12 protein-coding genes are annotated in these 21797 nt (G+C 64.0%); 8 read left to right on the plus strand and 4 right to left on the minus strand.

Features of this window, described 5'->3' with window-relative positions:
* Positions 1-65: 65 nt before the first annotated feature.
* Entirely contained in the window at positions 66-1184 is a 1119-nt protein-coding gene (locus AC1RTQ_RS04745; RefSeq protein ID WP_492874548.1) for an NADH:flavin oxidoreductase/NADH oxidase, read from the minus strand.
* 355 nt (positions 1185-1539) lie between these two features.
* Here AC1RTQ_RS04745 and AC1RTQ_RS04750 point away from each other — a divergent pair, with 355 nt between their 5' ends.
* The gene (locus AC1RTQ_RS04750) at positions 1540-2460 is read left to right on the plus strand and encodes a LysR family transcriptional regulator (RefSeq protein WP_302092408.1); all 921 of its coding nucleotides are present in this window, start codon (positions 1540-1542) and stop codon (positions 2458-2460) included.
* A gap of 92 nt (positions 2461-2552) precedes the next feature.
* Here the strand turns inward: AC1RTQ_RS04750 and AC1RTQ_RS04755 are convergent, their stop codons facing one another.
* Both AC1RTQ_RS04755 and AC1RTQ_RS04760 read right to left on the minus strand, forming a co-directional pair.
* Positions 2553-4286, minus strand: coding sequence for a cation acetate symporter (locus AC1RTQ_RS04755; RefSeq protein WP_492874549.1), 1734 nt, complete (start codon positions 4284-4286; stop codon positions 2553-2555).
* Positions 4283-4591, minus strand: a complete 309-nt coding sequence (locus AC1RTQ_RS04760; RefSeq protein ID WP_302092406.1) for a DUF485 domain-containing protein — start codon at positions 4589-4591, stop codon at positions 4283-4285. Before AC1RTQ_RS04760 ends, AC1RTQ_RS04755 begins: the two co-directional genes overlap by 4 nt.
* 292 nt (positions 4592-4883) lie before the next feature.
* Here AC1RTQ_RS04760 and AC1RTQ_RS04765 point away from each other — a divergent pair, with 292 nt between their 5' ends.
* From AC1RTQ_RS04765 to AC1RTQ_RS04795, 7 genes are all read left to right on the plus strand, one after another.
* Positions 4884-6566 carry an MFS transporter gene (locus AC1RTQ_RS04765; RefSeq protein ID WP_492874550.1) on the plus strand — a complete coding sequence of 561 codons (1683 nt, stop codon included), beginning with the start codon at positions 4884-4886 and terminating at the stop codon, positions 6564-6566.
* Positions 6567-6824: 258 nt separating this feature from the next.
* The gene (locus tag AC1RTQ_RS04770; protein WP_492874551.1) at positions 6825-7874 is read left to right on the plus strand and encodes a porin; all 1050 of its coding nucleotides are present in this window, start codon (positions 6825-6827) and stop codon (positions 7872-7874) included.
* Between the two features lie 220 nt (positions 7875-8094).
* Positions 8095-8232, plus strand: a complete 138-nt coding sequence (locus AC1RTQ_RS04775) for a hypothetical protein (RefSeq protein WP_196354110.1) — start codon at positions 8095-8097, stop codon at positions 8230-8232.
* A gap of 157 nt (positions 8233-8389) precedes the next feature.
* On the plus strand, positions 8390-14326 hold the full coding sequence (gene uvrA, locus AC1RTQ_RS04780; RefSeq protein WP_492874552.1) for an excinuclease ABC subunit UvrA: 5937 nt from the start codon (positions 8390-8392) through the stop codon (positions 14324-14326).
* Between the two features lie 15 nt (positions 14327-14341).
* Positions 14342-15103 (plus strand): hypothetical protein, encoded by a 762-nt coding sequence (locus AC1RTQ_RS04785; protein WP_492874553.1) that lies wholly within the window; start codon positions 14342-14344, stop codon positions 15101-15103.
* 380 nt (positions 15104-15483) lie between these two features.
* Positions 15484-19590 carry a Pls/PosA family non-ribosomal peptide synthetase gene (locus AC1RTQ_RS04790; RefSeq protein WP_492874554.1) on the plus strand — a complete coding sequence of 1369 codons (4107 nt, stop codon included), beginning with the start codon at positions 15484-15486 and terminating at the stop codon, positions 19588-19590.
* On the plus strand, positions 19590-20201 hold the full coding sequence (locus AC1RTQ_RS04795) for a 4'-phosphopantetheinyl transferase family protein (RefSeq protein ID WP_492874555.1): 612 nt from the start codon (positions 19590-19592) through the stop codon (positions 20199-20201). Before AC1RTQ_RS04790 ends, AC1RTQ_RS04795 begins: the two co-directional genes overlap by 1 nt.
* A 74-nt stretch (positions 20202-20275) precedes the next feature.
* Here the strand turns inward: AC1RTQ_RS04795 and AC1RTQ_RS04800 are convergent, their stop codons facing one another.
* Positions 20276-21562: a TRAP transporter large permease gene (locus AC1RTQ_RS04800; protein ID WP_492874556.1), complete on the minus strand. Its 1287-nt coding sequence runs from the start codon at positions 21560-21562 to the stop codon at positions 20276-20278.
* Between the last annotated feature and the right edge of the window lie 235 nt (positions 21563-21797).

Here is a 21797-nt window from a genome sequence, read left to right on the forward strand (position 1 = left end):
GGAGCGCAGGCAGCCGGGCCTCCTTGCGATCGAGATCTTTGGCGCGTTGAGGGGCGACGGCCCACTCAGGCTGCGGCCTGCTTGGCGGCGCCGCGATAGCGTTCCAGCCAGTGGGCATAGGGTGCGGGCAGGGTCCAGTCGGGGCGGGCCACGCCCAGGCTTTGCGCCAGCTGGTAGGTGTAGTGCGGATTGGCCAGATGGGCGCGGCCGATCATGACCAGATCGACCTGGCGCTCGGCCACGATGCGCTCGGCAATCTGCGGATCATCCATGCCCCAGCTCGATGCCACGGGCAGGCCGGCACTGCGGCTCACGCGCTGGGCAATGGGAGCCAGGAAGGCGGGCGTGCCCCAGGGGATCTTCACATCGGGAATCACGAAGTTGACGCTGACATTGAGCAGGTCCAGGCCGCGCTCGCGCATCTGGCGCGTGACGGCGATGGATTCCTCCAGCGTTTCCTCATCGCGGCCGTCGTACTCGATGACGCCGAAACGCGCCGTCAGTGGCAGATGCTCGGGCCAGACCTCGCGCACCTTGGCCACGGTCTCCAGCAGAAAGCGGGCGCGGTTGCTGAAGCTGCCGCCATAGGCGTCGTCGCGCTGGTTGCTGTGGGCCGAGAAAAAGCTCTGCGCCAGATAGCCGTGGGCAAAGTGCAGCTCCAGCCATTCGAAGCCGGCTGCAAGGGCGCGGCGGGCTGCCGCGACAAAGTCGCCCTGCACGCGGGCGATGTCCTCCAGTGTCATGGCGCGGGGCACGCGCGGCAGACCGCCGCCAAAGGCGATGGCCGATGGCGCAATCGGCTGCCAGCCGCGGGCATCGCCTTCGGCAATATGGTCGTCGCCTTCCCAGGGGTTGTTGGCGCTGGCCTTGCGCCCGGCATGGCCGATCTGGATGCCGGGCACGGCGCCTGCGGCCTTGATGCCGGCGGCAATGCGCGACATGCCTTCGATCTGGGCGTCGTTCCACAGGCCGGTGCAATCGGGCGAGATGCGGCCCTCGGGCGACACGCCCGTGGCTTCGACAATCACCAGCCCCGCGCCGCCGCGCGCCATGGAGGCGTAGTGAACCTGGTGCCAGTCATTGGTGAGTCCGTCCACGGCGCTGTACTGGCACATCGGCGGAATGGCGATGCGGTTGCGCAGGGTCAGGCTTTTGAGGGTGAATGGGGTAAAGAGTGCAGACATGCGGAGTATCGGTGGTGCGAATGGAATGAGTCGGCAGTCCTGCGGCAGAGCAGGATGCCAAAGGTTTGATAGCGCCTAGCGCTCTTCATTGCTGGTTTTCAGCATTAAAGGAATCTGAAAATCAATGAATGAAGGTGCTGGCAGCTATCAAAAAATCAAGGGCAGCGAAGCTCGGAAAACGGTGAATACAGGCCCTGGGCCATGAGCTGGCTGGAGACGAAGTGTTCGGTGGTGCCCGGCATGTAGTCGGCGGGCCAGTGAATGCAGTGCATGCAGGGCTTCTGTCGAAGGGAATGGGGAAATGATGGGGTCTATGGTGAAATAAATCCAATCGATATTTCTGATTTGTGAAATCATGCCGACTGATATCAAGAGTCTGGACCTGAATCTGCTCAAGGCCCTGGATGCGCTGCTGGACGAGCGCAGCGTGACGCGCGCTGCCGAGCGTCTGGCGCTGACCCAGCCGGCGGTCAGCGGCATGCTGACGCGACTGCGCGAGAGCTTCGACGACCCGCTGTTCGTGCGCACGCAGCGCGGCATCGCCCCCACGCTGCGGGCGCTGGCACTGGCCGGGCCGCTCAAGGAATTGCTGTGCAATGCCGAAGCGCTGCTGCGCCCCCAGGCCTTTGATCCGGCTACGGCACATATGACGCTGCGCATTGCCGCCACGGATTACGCGCTGCAGGCGGTGGTGCTGCCGTTTCTGGCGGTGTTGCGTCAGCGCGCGCCCGGCCTGTGTGTGGCCGTGGTGCCGGCCCAGCATCTGCCGCTGCACGAGCGGCTGGAGCGCGGCGATATCGATCTGGCGCTGGTCACGCCGGAGCGCACGGCCCCCGATCTGCATGCGCGTCGGCTGTTCGACGAACGCTATGTCTGTGTGATGCGCCAGGGCCATCCCGATGTGCGCCGGCGTGGCCTGTCGCTGGAGCGCTTCTGCGCTCTGGACCATGCGCTGGTGTCCTATGACGGAGGCAGTTTCCATGGTGTGACGGACGAGGCGCTGGAGCGCCTGGGGCGCAAGCGGCGTGTGGCGCTGTCCGTGACCAGCTTTCTGGTGCTGCCCGAAATCCTGCGCAGCAGCGATCTGATTGCCGTCGTGCCGCGGCGTCTGGTCCAGCCCGACTCGGGGCTTTTGGTGCTGGAGCCGCCGCTGGAGATTCCGGGTTTCACCAAGACGGCTGCCTGGCATGCACGCACCCATCGCTCTGCCGGACACCAATGGGCGCGCGAGCTGCTGTTCGAGCTGGCGCAGGGCGGCGGGCTGGACGTGGAATGAGCGCGGCCCGCAAAAACCGTAGCGGTCTCTGCGGGCCGAGGTGAGGGCAGATTTCTGCCCGGGCCCGGCATGGCGCCGGGCCATTCACATCATCAGTGGCCGGATGCGCCTGCGGCACCCAGACCGGTTTCCGAACGCACTTGCTGCGCAGGGAACACGGCGCGCTCCTTGGCAGCCTGCGCGCTCTTGTCGAGCACGGAGAACAGCCACACGCCGAAGAAGCCGATGGCCATGGAGAACAGCGCAGGCGAGGCATAGGGGAACCAGGCCGAGCCGGCGGGATGACCCAGAGTCGCTTCCCACACCGAGGGCGAAACGATGGTCAGGCCCACGGAGGAGAACAGGCCCATGAAGCCGCCGATCACGGCGCCCTTGGTGGTGCAGTTCTTCCACAGCACCGATAGCAGCAGCGGCGGGAAGTTGGCGGAAGCCGCCACCGCAAAGGCCAGCGAGACCATGAAGGCGATGTTCTGCTTCTCGAACACAATGCCCAGCAGCACTGCCACAAAGCCCAGGCACAGCGTGGTGATGCGCGAGACCTTGAGTTCGGAGGCGCTGTCGGCCTTGCCCTTCTTGATGACGGTGGCGTAGAGGTCGTGCGAGACGGCCGAGGCGCCGGACAGGGTCAGGCCTGCGACCACGGCGAGAATCGTGGCAAAGGCCACGGCCGAGATAAAGCCGTAGAACACATCGCCGCCCACGGTCTTGGCCACCAGCACGGCCGCCATATTGGCCGTGCCTGCGCCGCCGTGGATCACACCCTTGGCCGTGTCTGCCATTTCGGGGTTGGTGAGCACCAGGGTGATGGCGCCGAAGCCGATGATGAAGATCAGTACATAGAAGTAGCCGATCCAGGTCGTGGCCCAGAACACGCTCTTGCGTGCTTCCTTGGCGTCAGGCACGGTGAAGAAGCGCATCAGGATGTGGGGCAGGCCCAGCGTGCCGAACATCAGCGCCATGCCGAAGCTGATGGCGGAGATCGGGTCCTTGATGAAGCCGCCCGGTCCCATGATGGCCAGGCCGAGCTTCTCGGCCACAGAGGCCTCGGCACCGCCATTGGCCGCGATCTGGGTACGCACCTTCACGCCTTCGGCAAACAGTGCCTCGGGGCTGAAGCCATACTTGGCCAGCACCATGAAGCCCATGAAGGTCACGCCGGCCAGCAGCAGGCAGGCCTTGATGATCTGCACCCAGGTGGTGGCCGTCATGCCGCCGAACAGCACGTAGATCATCATCAGGCCGCCAACCATCACCACGGCGATCCAGTAGTCCAGGCCGAACAGCAGCTTGATGAGCTGACCGGCACCGACCATCTGGGCAATCAGATAGAAGGCCACCACGACCAGCGTGCCGCAGGAGGCAAAGATGCGGAACGGCGTCTGCGCAAAGCGGTAGCCGGCCACATCGGCAAAGGTGAAGCGGCCCAGATTGCGCAGGCGCTCTGCTAGCAAAAAGGTGAGCAGGGGCCAGCCGACCAGAAAGCCGATGGAGTAGATCAGGCCGTCATAGCCGCTGGCCATGACGGAGGCCGAGATGCCGAGGAAGGAGGCGGCGGACATATAGTCGCCCGCAATCGCCAGACCGTTCTGAAAGCCGGTGATGCCGCCGCCTGCGGTATAGAAGTCGGAGGCCGACTTGGTGCGGCCCGCCGCCCATTTGGTGATCCACAGGGTGGCCAGCACAAAGGCGGTGAACATGATGATGGCCGTCCAGTTGGTGGCCTGCTTGGCGGCGTTGCCGACGTCACCGCCGGCGGCCAGCACAGGAGCTGTCGCGGCCAGCGCCGCAGCGCCCGCCAGCCATTGGGAAAAGATGCGCTGCTTCATTGCTTGATGCCTTTGAGAATGTCGCGGGTGAGCTGATCAAACTCGTTGTTGGCGCGGCGCACATACAGGCCGGTAATGATCACGGAAAAAATGATGACGCCCATGCCGATGGGAATGCCCAGCGTGGTCACTCCGGCACCGATGGGCCGGGCCAGGAACTCCTTGTCGAACGCGATCAGCGCGACATAGCCGTAGTACACGACCAGCATCAGAACGGTCAGCGCCAGGCCCAGGCGGTTGCGCTTGCGGCGCAGTTGCTGGTAGGCGGGGTTGTTTTGGATTGTCTCTATCACCGGGTCTCGCACAGCGTTGTCTCCTTTGAAGTTTTCCAGCCTGCCATCCGGTGCACGGTGGCTTGCCTGCAATGCATTCTGAGAAGCCCGTCTGACCGCCTCCTTACTTACGATATCGGTGTTTGCCCCTGGTTTTTCACATCAAAAAAAAACGAATCCGGGTAAGTGCGGAGAGGGTCGGGTAATGCCCAGTCTTGAATTTTTGAGAAGCTTTTTTTTGTAAGTTAGCGGTCAGTTGTCGCTTTGATATTGGACAACCAGGTGAGTTGGCAGCGCCTGACATTCCAAAACCTAGGAGACAAACATGGCCATCAATGCGACAGCACATATGGGAGGTAAATCGGCCCCAAGGCCGATGAGCCCGGAAGAGCGCAAAGTCATCTTTGCGTCTTCACTCGGAACCGTTTTCGAGTGGTATGACTTCTATCTGTACGGATCTCTGGCGGCCATCATCGCCAAGCAGTTCTTCAGCGGTCTGGATGCAGGATCGGCCTTCATCTTCGCGTTGCTGGCCTTTGCGGCAGGCTTCATCGTGCGCCCTTTCGGCGCGCTGGTGTTCGGCCGTCTGGGCGACATGATCGGGCGCAAGTACACCTTCCTGGTGACGATTCTGATCATGGGCCTGTCCACCTTCATCGTCGGTATCCTGCCCAACTACGCCAGCATTGGTGTGGCCGCCCCCGTCATCCTGATCGCGCTGCGCATGCTGCAAGGTCTGGCCCTGGGCGGTGAGTACGGCGGCGCTGCCACCTATGTGGCAGAGCATGCGCCGCATGGCAAGCGCGGTGCTTACACCTCGTGGATTCAGACCACGGCGACGCTGGGCCTGTTCCTGTCGCTGCTGGTGATTCTGGGCGTGCGTACCTCGATGGGCGAAGAGAAGTTCGCCGACTGGGGCTGGCGCATTCCATTCCTGGTCTCCATCTTGCTGCTGGCCATCTCGGTCTGGATTCGCATGACGCTGTCCGAGTCTCCTGCCTTCCAAAAGATGAAGGCAGAAGGCAAAGTGTCCAAGGCGCCTCTGACTGAATCGTTCGGTCAGTGGAAGAACCTCAAGATCGTGATTCTGGCGCTGGTCGGCCTGACGGCAGGTCAGGCTGTGGTCTGGTATACCGGCCAGTTCTATGCGCTGTTCTTTCTGACGCAGCAGCTCAAGGTCGATGCCGTGACGGCCAATCTGATGATTGCCGCCGCACTGCTGATCGGCACGCCTTTCTTTGTGATCTTCGGCACGCTGTCCGACAAGATCGGCCGCAAGCCCATCATCATGCTGGGCTGCATTCTGGCCGTGTTGACCTACTTCCCGGTCTTCAAGGCGCTGACCGAAGCCGCCAACCCCGACCTGGCTGCGGCTCAAGCCAAGAACAAGGTGGTCGTCGTGGCCGATCCTGCGGAGTGCTCCTTCCAGTTCAACCCCACAGGTACGACCAAGTTCACCAGCTCCTGCGACGTGGCCAAGCAGGTGCTGGCTGCGGGTTCCGTGAGCTATGAAACCGAAGATGCTGCTGCAGGCACGCAGGCCATGATCCGTATCGGTGCGACCGAGATTCCCTCGTTCTCGCTCAAGGGTCTGAGCCCTGAAGACGCCAAGGCCAAGGACGGTGCGTTCAAGAAGACGGTGGCCGCCGAACTGGCCAAGGATGGCTATCCCACCAAGGCCGACCCCGCCAAGATGAACAAGGTCATGATGGTCGTGATCCTGACCTATCTGGTGCTGCTGGTGACCATGGTCTACGGTCCCATCGCGGCCATGCTGGTGGAGCTGTTCCCGACCCGCATCCGCTACACCTCGATGAGCCTGCCCTATCACATCGGCAACGGCTGGTTTGGCGGTCTGCTGCCCACCATGTCCTTCGCCATCGTGGCGCAGACCGGCAATATGTACAACGGCCTCTGGTACCCCATCATCATCGCCGGCGTGACGGCCGTGATCGGTACGCTGTTCATGCCCGAAACCAAGGATCGCGACATCTACGCCGAAGACTGATGCCAAGCGCCGATGCTGCAATTTATGCAGCATCGCATCGAAGATCTGCAAGGCTTGTGCTTTGCAGATCTTTTTTTTTGCCGCAGCACTAATGGGTTACAGCAGTGTGGCAACAAAGCATCATTGCGTTACTTTTTTGCGATGGAAATCATGCTTTCGAGAGGGGCCAACCTAGAATCACACCTAGCCGCGAGAGGGCCAACAACCTACAAGCCAATGCGGTGCAAAAAACACTATCCCAGGACATAGGAGCATTGAATGAGCAAGATGACTCGCATCGCACTGGCCGCACTGGCTGTGATGGGCGCAACCACCGCAATGGCACAAAGCAGCGTGACGCTGTACGGCCGCGTGAACACTTCGATTGAGCACCAGAAGCTGGGCGACACCTCCGCTACGGGCATGGTCAACAATGCTTCGCGCTTCGGTATCCGTGGAACGGAAGATCTGGGTGGCGGCCTGAAGGCTGGCTTCACGTTGGAGTCCGGCTTCAATTCGGATGACGGCGCAGGCACTCCCTGGACTCACGGAACTGGTTCCGGCCTGACTTTTGGTCGTCAAAGCGAGGTGAACCTTTCTGGCGGCTTCGGTATGGTCCGTCTGGGCAACTTCGTTCCCGAGTCCTACTACGCAACGGCTGACTACATCAGCATGCACAACCACGACACCGGCCCATCTTCGGATGCGCTGTACTACGATCCCGTCTGGTTCGGCGGTCTGAGCACCAAGAACAAGGTCGGCTATCGCACCCCCAACATGGGTGGCCTGACAGTGGATGCCTCCGTGTCGATGCACGAGAAGGATCCCTCGGTCGGTCCTCGCAAGAATGGCTACGATCTGGCAGCCAACTACGCCACCGGCCCCCTGCACCTGGGCGCCGGCTTCAGCAAGGTGGGCGACAACTGGCAAGCTGCCCTGCGCGGCCTGTACACATTCGGTCAAGTGACTCTGGGTGCCTACTACCAGCGTAACAAGGACGACAACCAGATCAGCGGCACCGGCGCTGGTTCGCGCAACAACTTCCGTCTGTCGGCCATGTACACCATGGGCGCTTCGGAATTCCATGCCAACGTGGGTCACGCCAACAAGTGGAGCCATATTGCTGATTCTGCGGCAACGCAATGGACGCTTGGCTACAACTACAACCTGAGCAAGCGCACCAAGGTCTATACGTACTACACACGTATCAACAACAGTAACGGCATCAGCTATCTCAATGGCGGTAGCACTATTTCCTCTCTGCGTGCAAGTGGTGGCGCAGGCAAGGACTTCAGCTCCTTTGCAGTGGGTATCCGTCACAACTTCTAATTTGTGCACCGCGCAAGCGGTGTCTCCAGCAGCTGCAGCTGATAATGCAGACCATTACTCCAAGTTCACACCCCATGTCGCAAGGCATGGGGTTTTTTCTTATGTGCAGCCTGTCTGGCAGTAAGCCACGCGCAAACTCGCTCAGGCTCAATGGTCGTGCTGACTGGCGTGGCACGAGCGGCTGCACCGGCTGCTTGTTCATAACACTCTGGAGACTGATATGTGGAAGCTGGCGATTGGTTTTGTGGTGTTTGCCGCCGTGGCGCTGTTTGTCATCATGAAGGCCGGTGACAAGGTGGATATGAGTGGAGAAAAGCATGGTGCCGAAGCGATCCATGCACCGGCGGAGTCCAAATAAAGACTGCCGCAAGCGATCAAAGGATCAAAGCCCCATCGGTCGGGGCTTTTTTATTGCACTTTTCAATGCTGCTGCGCAGCCGGAATGCACATGCGCAACCCAGGCTCTTGCCAGGACTGCCTAGAATGTTTGGCCTCCATAGAAAAGACCGCAGAACATGACGCAGGGCCTGATCCGTATCCGTGGTGCTCGCCAGCACAATCTTCGCAATCTGGACATCGATATCCGTACTGGTGAGCTGACCGTAGTCACCGGCCCCAGCGGCTCGGGAAAGTCCAGTCTGGTGTTCGACACGCTGTACGCCGAAGGTCAGCGCCGCTATGTCGAGACCTTCTCCGCCTATGCGCGCCAGTTCCTCGATCGCATGGACAAGCCGGCGGTGGACAAGGTCGAGGGTGTGCCGCCCGCGATTGCCATCGACCAGACCAACCCGGTGCGCAACTCGCGCTCCACCGTGGGCACGATGACGGAGATCAACGATCACCTCAAGCTGCTGTTTGCGCGCGCGGCCCAGCTGTTCGACAGCAGGACGGCCCTGCCGGTGCGCCACGACACGGCGGACAGCATCTATGCCGAACTGGCCCAGCGCTGCGAGGCCGCAGGCGACCCGCGCATTGCCATCACCTTCCCGGTGGAGCTGCCGGCCAATACCTCGGCCGAAGAGGTGGAGCAATGGCTGTCTGCCAGCGGCTTCACCAAGGTGCAGGCCGAGCGCGAAGTGGAGCGCGCTCACGCCGCCGCCGATGAGGTCGCCAAGGGCAAGAAAAAAGCCAAGCCAGCCCCCGAGAAGATCAAGGTGCTGGATGTGATTGCCGACCGCTTTCGCCTCGGCAAGGCCGAGCGTTCCCGCGCCATGGAGGCGATCGAGGTGGGCCTCAAGCGCGGCAGCGGCAGGCTCACGGTCTATGTGTTGCCTGAAAGCGCTGCCGAGGCGGGCGAGCCCGAGCTGTGGAAGTTCTCGCTGGGTCTGCACTGCCCCGAAAGCAATCTGACGTATCAGGAGCCGATTCCCTCGCTGTTCTCCTTCAACTCCGCGGTGGGCGCCTGCGATGCCTGCCGTGGTTTCGGTCGCGTCATCGGGGTCGACTGGGGACTGGTGGTTCCGAACGAAAAACTCACCTTGCGCACCGGTGTCATCAAGCCGATCCAGACGCCGGCCTGGAAGGAGATTCAGGACGACCTGATGCGCCATTCCGAGGCCGAGGGCATTCCGCGCGATACGGCCTGGTCCAAGCTGACCCGCGAGCAGAAGGACTGGGTGATCGAAGGCTCGCCCAACTGGAACGGCAAGTGGAGCCAGACCTGGTATGGCATTCGCCGCTTTTTCGAGTACCTCGAAAGCAAGGCCTACAAGATGCATATCCGGGTGCTGCTGTCCAAGTACCGCAGCTATACCGAATGCCCGAGCTGCGGTGGCGCCCGCCTCAAGACCGAAAGCCTGCTCTGGCGCATTGGCGGCAAGCAGGCAGCGGATGCCGTGCTGCCGCCCGGCGATGAAGGCGGGCGATACCAGCGCTTCATGCCGCAGGCGGTGGGCTGGAGCCGCGAGCAGCTCGACAGCCTGCCGGGCCTGTGCCTGCATGACCTGATGCGTCTGCCGATCACGCGCCTGCGCGACTTCTTTGCGCAGCTGGCGCCAGACAAGGATGCCGTTAAAAATGATGGCGAAGCCCAGGCCTTGAAGATGCTGCATGCAGAAGTCATGACGCGGCTGCAGTACCTGTGCGATGTGGGCATCGGCTACCTCACGCTGGACCGCCAGAGCCGCACGCTGAGCGGCGGCGAGGTGCAGCGCATCAATCTGACCACGGCGCTGGGGACCTCGCTGGTCAACACCTTGTTTGTGCTCGACGAGCCTTCGATCGGCCTGCACCCGCGCGATATGGAGCGCATCACCGAAGCCATGCAGCGCCTGCGCGATGCGGGCAATACGCTGGTGGTGGTGGAGCATGACCCCGCCGTGATGTTTGCCGCCGACCGCATGATCGACATGGGGCCGGGCCCCGGTGCGCGCGGCGGCCAGATCGTGTTCGACGGCACGCCCGAGGATCTGCGCAAGGCCGATACCCTGACCGGCGCCTATCTGGGCGGGCGCAAGCAGGTGGGCTTCGGGCTCAAGCGCATGGTGACCGAGAGCACGCCGCGCCTGATTCTCGAAGGCGCGCGCGAGCACAATCTGCGTGATATCAGCGTGGACTTTCCGCTGCAGCGCCTGGTCACCATCACCGGCGTTTCGGGCTCGGGCAAATCCACGCTGATCCAGGATGTGCTGGTGCCTGCGCTGATGCGTCACTTCGGCAAGCCCACCGATGCTGCGGGCGCGTTCGAGCGCCTGCTGGGCGCGGATCATCTGGCCGATGTGATGTTTGTGGACCAGTCGCCGATCGGCAAGACGGCGCGCTCCAACCCGGTCAGCTATGTGGGTGCCTGGGATGCGCTGCGCGAGCTGTTCGCCGTGGCTGCACTGTCACGCCAGCGCGGCTACACGGCTGCCAAGTTCAGCTTCAACAGCGGCGACGGCCGCTGCCCGACCTGCGGCGGCTCGGGCTTCGAGCATGTGGAGATGCAGTTCCTCTCGGACGTCTATCTGCGCTGCCCCGACTGCAACGGCACGCGCTATCGCCCCGAGATCCTGGAAGTGAAAATCGAGCGCAACGGCCAGTCGTTGAATGTGGCCGATGTGCTGGAGCTCACGGTGGCCGAGGCCGCGCTGCTGTTTGCGCAGGACCGTGACGTGATCCGCGCGCTGCAGCCCATCGTCGATGTGGGCCTGGAATATGTGAAGCTGGGCCAGCCCGTTCCCACCTTGTCGGGTGGCGAAGCGCAGCGCTTGAAACTGGCAGGCTTCCTGGCGGAGGCGGCTCGCGCGCAAAGCAAGTCCAAGCAGTCGCTGGCCAAGAAAGGCACGTTGTTCCTGTTCGACGAGCCCACGACCGGCCTGCATTTCGAGGACATTGCCAAGCTCATGCGCGCATTGCGCAAGCTGCTGGAAGCCGGCCACTCGCTGATCGTCATCGAGCACAATCTGGACGTGATTCGCGCCAGCGACTGGCTGATCGATCTGGGCCCCGAAGGTGGTGACGGCGGCGGTCTGATCGTGGCCGAGGGCACGCCCGAGGAGGTGCGCCATGTGAAGGAATCGCATACGGCCCAGGCCCTGCGCGAATACGACCTGGCCATGGGCGTGGGCGGCGAGGCGGTGCGCGAAGTCGCTCCCATGCTCTACAAGCCCCAGCGCAAGGCCCAGGCCGAAAAGGCACCGCAGGCCAAGAACGTGATCGAGATCGTCAATGCCAAGGAGCACAACCTCAAGTCCCTGAGCGTTCAAGTTCCGCGCGGCAAGTTCAATGTGGTGACCGGGGTGTCGGGTTCGGGCAAGTCCACGCTGGCTTTCGACATTCTGTTCAACGAAGGCCAGCGCCGCTATCTCGAATCGCTCAATGCCTATGCGCGCTCCATCGTGCAGCCTGCGGGCCGTCCCGAGGTCGATGCGGTCTATGGCATACCGCCCACGGTGGCCATCGAGCAGCGCCTGTCGCGCGGTGGTCGCAAGTCCACGGTGGGCACGACCACCGAGGTCTGGCACTTTCTGCGCCTGCTCTATGTGAAGCTGGGCGTGCAGCACTGCATCCACGACGATGCCATCGTGCAGCCGCAGACCGAGGAAAGCATTGCCGCGCAGCTGATGACGAACTTCCGTGGCCAGACCATCGGTCTGCTGAGCCCGCTGGTCGTCAACCGCAAGGGCGTCTATACCGAGCTGGCCGACTGGGCCAGACCCAAGGGCTACACGCATCTGCGCGTGGACGGCGAGTTTCTGCCGACCACGGGCTTCCCGCGCATAGACCGCTTCAAGGAACACACCATCGAGCTGCCCGTGGCCAGCGTGACGGTGACCGCGGCCAACGAGAAGGAGCTGCGCGGCCATCTGCGCCAGGCGCTGGAAATCGGCAAGGGCGTGCTGCATGTGCTGTCCGGCATCGAGAACCTGGCCGATGCCATGCAGGGGGGCCAGAGCACGGCCGGCATCGGCGCGCTGCAGGTGTTCTCCACCCAGCGTGCCTGCCCGGTCTGCGCCACCAGCTATGCCGAGCTGGATCCGCGTCTGTTCTCCTACAACAGCAAGCACGGCTGGTGCCCCGATTGCGTGGGCACGGGCGTGAAGCTGAACAAGGACCAGCGCAAGGTCTATGACGACACCCTGCTGGCCGAGGACAACCGGGGCCGTGAGGTGAAGTTCGAGGGACAGGAAGTGGAGGACCTGGCCGAGGTCGAATGCCCCAAGTGCCACGGCACACGTCTGAACCCTGTGGCGCGAGCCGTGAAGTTTCACGACGAGGCGATTACGGATATTGCCCAGTTGTCAGTCAGTGATGTGCGCCACTGGATACAGAGTCTGGAGCTTACGGGCCGCGAAGCCGATATTGCGCGCGATCTGATTCCCGAGATCCAGAGCCGTCTCGAATTCCTGGAAGAAGTCGGTCTGAACTATCTGACGCTGGACCGCGGCGCCCCCACCCTGAGCGGGGGCGAGGCCCAGCGCATCCGCCTGGCTGCGCAGCTGGGCAGCAATCTGCAAGGCGTCTGCTATGTGCTGGACGAGCCCACCATCGGCCTGCATGCGCGCGACAACCAGATCCTGCTCAATGCCTTGCACAAGCTCGGTGACAAGGGCAACACGCTGGTGGTGGTGGAGCACGACGAAGACACGATTCGCCGTGCCGACCACGTGATCGATATCGGCCCCAGCGCCGGCATTCGCGGCGGCCGTCTGGTGGCCGAAGGCACGGTGGCCGACATCATGGCGGCCGAGGATTCGGTCACGGGTCGCTATCTGCTGCACGCCATGCGCCACCCCTTCAAGCCGCGTCTGTGGGTGGGAGAGGGCGAGCCACCGGTGCAACCGGACGCTATCAATACAGAAGCTTCTGGCACCGGTGATATGGTGGTTTCAGATAAGAAAACATCCAAAACCAAGAAAAAGAAAGCGGTAGCTGCTACTGAAATTGCACTACAGCAAGAGAGCGACGCATTGCACTGGCTGACGGTGCTGGGCGCGAACCTGCACAATCTGCAGAATGTGGAGGCCCGGGTTCCGCTCAAGCGGCTGGTGGCCGTAACCGGCGTTTCCGGCTCGGGCAAGTCCACGCTGGCGCGCGATGTGCTGCTGAGCAATGTGGCGGCCTGGGTGCAGCAGCGCTCGACCAAGGCCGGGCGCGATGCCATGGATGCCGGCAAGTCGCCGGCGCTCGTGGGCTGCAAGGGGATCAAGGGCTTCGAGACCATCGATCGCGTGCTCGAAGTCGACCAGACGCCGATCGGCAAGACGCCGCGCTCCTGCCCCGCGACCTATATCGGCTTCTGGGACACGATTCGCAAGCTGTTTGCCGAGACCCTGGAGGCCAAGGCCCGGGGCTATGCGGCCGGTCGCTTCTCGTTCAACACCGGCGAAGGCCGCTGCCCGGCCTGCGAAGGCCAGGGCGTGCGCACCATCGAGATGAGCTTTCTGCCCGATGTGAAAGTGCCTTGCGAGGTCTGCCACGGTGCGCGCTTCAACCCCGAAACGCTGGCCGTGAGCTGGCGCGGCAAGAGCATTGGCGATGTGCTGAAGATGGAGGTCGACGAGGCCGTGGAGTTCTTCGCCTCCATGCCCTCGATTGCCCATCCGCTGCAGTTGCTCAAGGACGTGGGTCTGGGCTATCTCACCCTGGGTCAGCCGTCGCCCACGCTGTCGGGCGGCGAGGCCCAGCGCATCAAGCTGGTGACCGAGCTGACCAAGGTGCGCGATGATATCGGCCGCCGCGGGCAGAAGGCCCCGCACACGCTGTATGTGCTGGACGAACCCACCGTGGGCCTGCACATGGCCGATGTGGACAAGCTCATCCATGTGCTGCACCGCCTTGTCGACGGCGGCCACAGCGTGGTGGTCATCGAGCATGACCTCGACGTGATTGCCGAGGCGGACTGGATCATCGATCTGGGCCCCGAAGGCGGCAAGGAAGGCGGGCGCATCGTGGCCACGGGAACTCCCGAGGAGCTGGTCAGAATCGGCACCCATACCGGCAAGGCACTGGCGCCGGTGCTGGCGCGGTAAGAGGCGGCGCGCACCATGTCCTTCTCGCCCAGCAGCTTTCCTGCACCGGCGGATCTGGCAGCCTCGCGTGTCGCGTGGATGGCGCAGATCGAGCGCCCACCGCAGCCACCGGCGGTGCAGGCCTGGATGACCTGGGCGCTTGGCTGGCAGGATGCGCTGCCGTGGCTGCAGCTTCCTGCATGGCGTGAAGGCGCAGGCAACTGGCTCGCTATGCAGCGTGCCACCGATGCGGCCGGGCTGTGGTCCCAGACTGGTGAGTACCGCTTCGGTCTGGACCTCAAGGCCAGCACGCCCGGTGATCTGCGCTGGATCGATGGTGCGGTGGCGGATGGCTGGAGCCCGCACTGGCTGGTGCTGACCCACGGCCTGGATGGCGACCCGCTGATCGGTGACATGAGCCGGCCCGAAGTGCCTGTGCTGTGGAAGTGGCATGACGAGCCTCACCGCGCGGCCAGGCCATTGTTTGCCTCGCTCGAGGAGTTGATGGCGCACGTTCAGTCCAAGGCAGCCAAAGCGCCGCTGGTGCCGCTTGAAACGCGTTCTTCCATCATCTTCTACACCGTGCGCCTGCTGGAGCTGGGGCCCGATCCGGCCAGGGTCATGCTGGCGCTCAGGAAAATCTTCACGACGATGTCTGCGCAGGAGCTGCTGAAACTCAAGACCCGGCTGCCGCTGACGCTGCTGGACGATAGCGTCAGCGCCTTGCAAAAGGACCGCCTGGTGCAGCATTTCGAGGGTCTGGGCGCCCGTGTGGAAGTGAGTGAACGGAGCTTGTAGCGCACGCAAGGGCGGCCGATACGGCGCATGCAGTGCGTTCTTCCACAACACACCTCACCATCATCACGCATCACGCATCACGCATCACGCATCACGCATCACGCATCACGCATCACACGCGCCATTTCTGCAAAGGCAGGCTCATGGTGCTCATGGGGCAGTGGCACCGATTTTTGATCGAAGAAAAGCCCCCGTGATGCACGAAGGCCTGGCCGGTCCGCTGCAGCGACTGCTCTTCATGGATGCAAATATGTGCAACGCCGGAGCGGGAAGCCGGCTGTGCAACACTTAAAACGGTCACTCCGCTCAATAATGGCGGACAGAAAAGAGCGGTACCACCAGGTTCGGATGCATGGTTGCTCCGGGTAAGCCGCTGATCTATGTCTGACACTGTTGTTTTACGTGGGCCCGAGCGGCCAGACCTGCTGCGCCATGAGGTGCTGGCCGATATCTTCGAAGCGACTGCCGCCGCCCACCCCGAACAGATCGCGCTGATCGAGGGACAGGGCGAGACGCTGCGCCAGCGCAGCTATGCGGAGCTGGACGCCGATGCCAGCCGCGCCGCGCACCGGCTGATCGAGGCCGGCATCCGCCCCGGCGACATGGTGGGCCTGTGGCTGCCGCGCGGCATGGAGCTGCTGACGCTGCAGCTGGCGATCGCCAAGACCGGCGCGGCCTGGCTGCCCTTCGATGCCGAAACGCCCACCGAACGCATCGCCACCTGCCTCGACGATGCGAATGCCAAGGCGCTATTGATAGCGCAGCGGCAGACGCATCTGGTGAGCGCCCAGGCAGGTATTTCAGCGCAGGTCTTCAGCGACGCCGCACTGCTGGCGCCGCTGCCGGCGGGCACGGCGCTGCGCCGGCGAGATGGCGCGCAGCCCGGCCACCCGGCCTATGTGATCTATACCAGCGGCTCCACGGGCAAGCCCAAGGGTATCGCCATCACCCAGGGCAGCATCTGCCACTTTCTGCGCAGCGAGAATGCGCGGCTTGGCGTGCACCGGGGCGACAAGGTCTACCAGGGCTTCTCGGTGGCCTTCGACATGTCGTTTGAGGAGATCTGGATCAGCTATCTCGTGGGGGCGACGCTGTGGCTGGCGCCGCGAGAGATCGCCGGTGATCCGGAGGCGCTGCCGCGCGCGCTGATAGAGCAGCAGGTGACGGTGCTGCATGCCGTGCCCACGCTGCTGGCGCTGTTCGCGCAGGACGTGCCGAATCTGCGCCTCATCAATCTTGGCGGCGAGATGTGCCCCGAATCGCTGGTGGCGCGCTGGGCCAACCGGGGGGGCGGTGATCCGCGTCAGATGTTCAACACCTATGGGCCGACCGAGGCCACGGTGTCCGCGAGCCTGGCCGAGCTGCGGGCCGGCGAGCCCGTGACCATAGGCACGCCGCTGCCCAATTACGGCCTGGTGGTGGTGCGGGTGATCGAGGCCGACAGCTTTGCAGCTGGCACCGCGCCCGCTCTGGTGGGCTTGCCGCAGGGCGAGGTCGGCGAGCTGTGCATCACCGGCCCCGGCGTGGCGGCCGGCTATCTGGGTCGCCCCGATCTGACGGCCGAGAAATTCCTCCCCAACCCCTGGGCTCAGGGTCCGCACGATACGCGGCTGTACCGCACCGGGGATCTGGCGCGTATCGACGAGCATGGCCAGATCCACTGCCTGGGTCGGGCCGACGATCAGGTCAAGATCCGCGGTTTTCGCGTGGAGCTCGGCGAGATCGAAGCCGTGCTCGCTCAGCAGCCGGGCGTGGGCACCACGGCGGTGCTGCTGCGCCAGGACGAGGGCATAGACCAGCTGGTTGCCTTCTACGTGCCCACCGAGATTGCCCCGCCGCCCGTGCATTCCGCGCTGCGGGCCTCCCTGGCCGAGCGCCTGCCGCCCTATATGGTGCCCGCGCGCTTCGAGGCGCTGGCCGAGATGCCGCGCCTGACCTCGGGCAAGATAGACCGCAAGGCACTCAAGGTCCAGCAGCTGTCCTCGGCGATGGATGCTTCCGGCTCCGACCTGCCCGAGACTCCGGCCGAGGAGGTGTTGTTCGCGGCCCTGGCCCAGCTTTTTCCGGGGCAGTCCATACGCCGCGGGCTGGATTTCTTCAGCGACCTGGGCGGGCATTCCCTGTTCGCGGCGCGGCTGACCTCGCTGCTGCGTGCCGATGCGCGCTTTGCCCGGGCCACGGTGAGCACCATCTACCAGCAGCGCCACATAGGCCTGATCGCCGATGCGCTGCAGGCCGTCCAGCTGGCCGACGATGAGGCGGCAGCCGGCGTTGCGCAGAGGCCGTTCCGCATCCATTCCGCGTGGCGGCGCTGGCGCTGCGGCGCGGCCCAGGCAGTGGCGATTCCGCTGCTGGTGCTGATCAAGATGGCACAGTGGCTGGCGCCGTTCTTCACCTATCACTTCTTCACCGGCGACGAGAACGACTCGGTCGGGTTTGCCGTGGCCATGTCGGTGCTGGCTTTCGCGATCGCCACCCTGGCCGAATTCGCGATCGCCTGGGCCGGCAAATGGCTGGTCGCCGGGCGCCTCAAGCCGGGGCGCTACCCGCTGTGGGGGTGGACCTATTTCCGCTGGTGGTTTGCCGACCGGCTGGTGGAGGCCGTGCCCATCGCGATGATCACCGGCTCCTCGCTGCACCCGCTGTGGCTGCGTGCGCTGGGCGCGAAAGTGGGGCTTGAGACCAATATCGGCTCGATGACGGTGCGGGTCCCCGACCTGCTGGTCATAGGCGACGGCGTGAGTGTGGGCAATGCCGTGAGCATGGAGAACGCGCGCGTCGAAGGCGGTGAGCTGGTGCTGGGCCGTATCGCCATCGGCAACGAGGTCTGCATAGGCTCGTATGTGGTTGTGGAAGGCAATACCCGTCTCGAAGACTGGGCCCACCTCGAGGGGCAGTCGGCGCTGGCCGACGGCATGGTCCAGCCCGCGCGCAGCATCTGGGCCGGCTCGCCGGCGCGGGCGGTGGGCGAGTTCGACCCTGGCAGCTTGGCGCCGCGCCAGAGTGCCGGGCGGCTGCGCCAGGCCCTGGAGATGCTGGTCTTCCTGGCGGGGGGGCTGCTGGTGGCCACGCTGTTCTTCATGCCGGTGTTCCCGACCTTCATGCTGATCGACGTGCTCGACGTCGAGGCGATCTCGGTGCGGCCGTTGCTGGAGCAGGGCGTGGTCGATGCGGGTGGGGCCTTCGTGCTGCGCCTTCTCAAGTTCTTCGTTCTGGCGCTGCCCTCCAGCCTGGTGCTGGTGGCCTGCACGGTGCTGGCGGCAGCGCTGGTGCGCTATCTGTTCCTGCCGCGTACGCGGGCCGGCACCTGGTCGGTGCACAGCGGGCGCTACCTGGGCAAATGGCTGGTCAACCAGATCCAGGAGGCGAGCCTGTCCACGCTGCACGGCATCTACGCCACGGTCTACTCCTCCACCTGGTACCGGCTGCTGGGCGCCAAGGTCGGCAAGCAGACCGAGCTGTCCACGGCGCTGGGCGTGGTGCCCGATATGCTGACGCTGGGTGACGAGTGCTTTGTGGCCGATGCAGTGATGTTGGGCGACGAGCTCATCGACGGCGGCTGGATGACGGTCAAGCCCACGGTGGTGTCGCGCCGCAGCTTCATCGGCAACGGTGCCTATGTGCCCGATGGCTCGACCATTCCCGAAAACGTGCTCATCGGCGTGATGACGGCCGTGCCGCGCAATGCGGACATGCAAAGCGGCGACACCTGGCTGGGGGCGCCCGCGATCAATTTGCCGGCGCGCGAGGTCGCACAGGGCTATCCCGAGCATCTGACTTTTGCGCCCTCTGCATGGCGGCGAGTCGCGCGCGGATTGGTGGAGGCCGTTCGCATTGCCGTTCCCCATGCGCTGGTGATTGCCGTGGGCTACGCCATTGTGCTGGATGCGATGCCTCTGGCTTCCGAAGAGCGCTGGGGGGCCGTGGTGCTGGAGCTGGCCATTTCGGGGGTGCTCTTTGGAGTCGTGGCGTTCTTTGTGGTGGCGCTGTTCAAATGGCTGGCGATCAGGCGCTACGGCAAGACGGCCGTGCCCATGTGGACGCCTTTTGTCTGGCTCTCCGAAGCCGCGACCAATATGTACGAGGGCATGGCCGTGCCCAATTTCCTGCGTTACCTGCGTGGCACGCCCTGGCTGCCACTGGCCATGAACCTGATGGGCTGCAAGATTGCGCCCAGCGTCTATCTGGATACCACCGACATCACCGAGCATGACTGCGTGACGATCGGCGCCCACAGCGAGCTCAACGCGCTGTGCTGCCCGCAGACTCATCTGTTCGAGGACCGGGTGATGAAGATAGACCATGTGTCCATAGGCAGCCGCGTGACCATGGGCGCGCGCTGCACGGTGCTCTACAGTGCCAGCGTTGGCGATGATGTGCAGCTCGGGCCGCTGACCCTGGTGATGAAGGGCGAGACCCTGCCCGCGCGCACGCGCTGGGAGGGCGCGCCGGCCGCACCGGCCCGACGCCGCACCGGGGTGGCCTGATGCAGATCCGGCCCTGCCTCTTTGCCGGCGAGCAGCGAGCCGCAGCGCCACAGTTGAGGCTGGTGCAGGGCCTGGACGCCACAGACCGTGACAGGGCGCGCGGCCAGGCCCGGGCGGCGCTGCGTACCTGTCTGGCACCGGAGCTGGGCTGTACCGAGGCCGAGCTGGAGGTCAGCAACCTGCGCAACCGGGCACCGCGGCTGTTGCTGCGCGGCAAGCCGCTTGCGGCGCCGCACTGCTCCATCAGCCATGCGCCGGGACTGGCACTGCTGGCGTGGCATGGCCGGGGTGCGGTAGGTGTGGATATCCAGGCCGTGGACGCGACCGTGCCGCGCCACGAGCTGGAGGATGTCGTGCGTCTGTTTCTGAGACCGGAAACCGCTCAAAAGCTTCTGGACATTGCGCCGGATACTCTTTTTTTTGAAGCATTTGCGAGCGCCTGGACGCAGCACGAAGCCAGGCTCAAATGCGCTGGCCTGGGTCTGGCGGAATGGAGCGGCTCGCTGCAGGCGCGGCTGACGGGCATGGACTGCGCACCGCTGGAGACTGCAGCCGGGTATGCGGGCGCTGTGGCCTGGTACGGAGCTGCCGGCAGCGGCGGCCTGCGCTGAACAGGCGGCAGATCAGGATTCCGATCGCCCAAAAAAAGGCTGCCGGAGGCAGCCTTGTCGGGTGAGCGCAGTGCTTATTGGAAGCCCAGCGTATGCGGCAGCCAGGTCGACAACTCGGGGATAAAGGTCAGCAGGCACAGCACGATGAAGTGGGCCAGCAGGAACAGCGGCATCTCGCGCGTCAGATCGGTGATGGACACGCGCGTTGACACGGCAGTCACGAACAGCAGGCCGCCGACCGGCGGCGTGATCATGCCCAGCGTGAGGTTGACGATCACCACCATGGCGAAGTGCGTGGGATCGATGCCCAGGCTGAAGGCGATGGGCGCGAGAATGGGCACCAGAATCATCACGCCGGGCAGCGGCTCCATGAAGATGCCGAAGACCAGCAGCAGAATGTTCACGGCAATCAGGAACATGACGGGCGAGAGTTCCCAGCTCACGATCAGCTCGGACAGATACTGCGGAATGCCTTCCACCGTGAGCACCCAGGCAAAGGCGGCCGAGGTCGCCATCACCAGCAGCACCGAGGCCGTGAGCATGGCCGAGCGCGCCAGAATGCCGGGCAGGGCCGACCACTTGAGCGTGCGGTAGACCCATTTGCCGCAGACCAGCGCATAGAACACGGCCACGACGGAGGCTTCCGTGGGCGTGAAGATGCCGAAGCGGATGCCGACCACGATGAGCACGATGAGCATCAGCGCGGGGATGGCCTTGAAGCTGGTGCTCCACATCTCGCGCGCCGAGGGACGCGGCTCGGTGCTGCGGTAGTCGCGCTTCTTGCAGACCCACCAGTTGACGGCCGCCATGGCCAGCGCGATCAGAATGCCGGGAATGAAGCCGGCCATGAACAGGCCGCCTACGGACACGTGCTCATCCTGCAGCGCATAGATGATCATGCTGACCGATGGCGGAATGATGGGGCCGACGATGGCGGTGCTGGCCGTCAGCGCGGCCGCATAGGGGCGGCTGTAGCCGGCCTTGTCCATCATCTTGACCATCATGGAGCCGGGGCCGGCTGCATCGGCCAGGGCCGAGCCGGAGATGCCCGAGAACATGGTCAGCGACAGCACATTGGCATAGCCCAGGCCGCCGCGCAGATGGCCGACGAACTGGGCGGCAAAGCGCAGCAGCACGGCCGTGAGCGCGCCGCCCGACATCAGCTCTGCGGCCAGGATGAAGAAGGGCACGGCCATCAGCGGAAAGCTGTCGATGCCCGTGAACATTTCCTTGAAGACGATCAGCTGTGGATAACGTCCGCCAACAAAGACCGCCAGGGCTGCCGCAATGGCCAGCGCAAACGCCACCGGAAAGCCCAGCGTGAGCAGGGCGACGATGGCAACAAATAAAGTGATACCCATGGTGTTTCAGTCAATCAGTGATTCATGGTGTGGCGCATCAATTCGTGCGCGCACCAAGCCAGGGACAGCGAGCAAGGGCCTAGGCCGGCCGCGCCGCCCCGCAGCGGGGGCTGCCCCAGCGAGGGCTGCCCCAGCGAGGCTGTCGTCCCCCTTCCAGGGGGAAGGCGCATAGCGACTCAGATTTGCGGCGCAACGCATAAAACTGGCCTGACCCAAGCCAGGGACAGCGAGCAAG

It is taken from the genome of Comamonas sp. GW821-FHT11H03 (genome assembly GCF_058807955.1).

Coding starts and splice junctions, on each gene's coding strand:
- AC1RTQ_RS04745 (WP_492874548.1), bottom strand. CDS start 1,184: ATGTCTGCACTCTTTACCCCATTCACCCTCAAAAGCCTGACCCTGCGC.
- AC1RTQ_RS04750 (WP_302092408.1), top strand. CDS start 1,540: ATGCCGACTGATATCAAGAGTCTGGACCTGAATCTGCTCAAGGCCCTG.
- AC1RTQ_RS04755 (WP_492874549.1), bottom strand. CDS start 4,286: ATGAAGCAGCGCATCTTTTCCCAATGGCTGGCGGGCGCTGCGGCGCTG.
- AC1RTQ_RS04765 (WP_492874550.1), top strand. CDS start 4,884: ATGGCCATCAATGCGACAGCACATATGGGAGGTAAATCGGCCCCAAGG.
- AC1RTQ_RS04770 (WP_492874551.1), top strand. CDS start 6,825: ATGAGCAAGATGACTCGCATCGCACTGGCCGCACTGGCTGTGATGGGC.
- AC1RTQ_RS04775 (WP_196354110.1), top strand. CDS start 8,095: ATGTGGAAGCTGGCGATTGGTTTTGTGGTGTTTGCCGCCGTGGCGCTG.
- uvrA (WP_492874552.1), top strand. CDS start 8,390: ATGACGCAGGGCCTGATCCGTATCCGTGGTGCTCGCCAGCACAATCTT.
- AC1RTQ_RS04785 (WP_492874553.1), top strand. CDS start 14,342: ATGTCCTTCTCGCCCAGCAGCTTTCCTGCACCGGCGGATCTGGCAGCC.
- AC1RTQ_RS04790 (WP_492874554.1), top strand. CDS start 15,484: ATGTCTGACACTGTTGTTTTACGTGGGCCCGAGCGGCCAGACCTGCTG.
- AC1RTQ_RS04795 (WP_492874555.1), top strand. CDS start 19,590: ATGCAGATCCGGCCCTGCCTCTTTGCCGGCGAGCAGCGAGCCGCAGCG.
- AC1RTQ_RS04800 (WP_492874556.1), bottom strand. CDS start 21,562: ATGGGTATCACTTTATTTGTTGCCATCGTCGCCCTGCTCACGCTGGGC.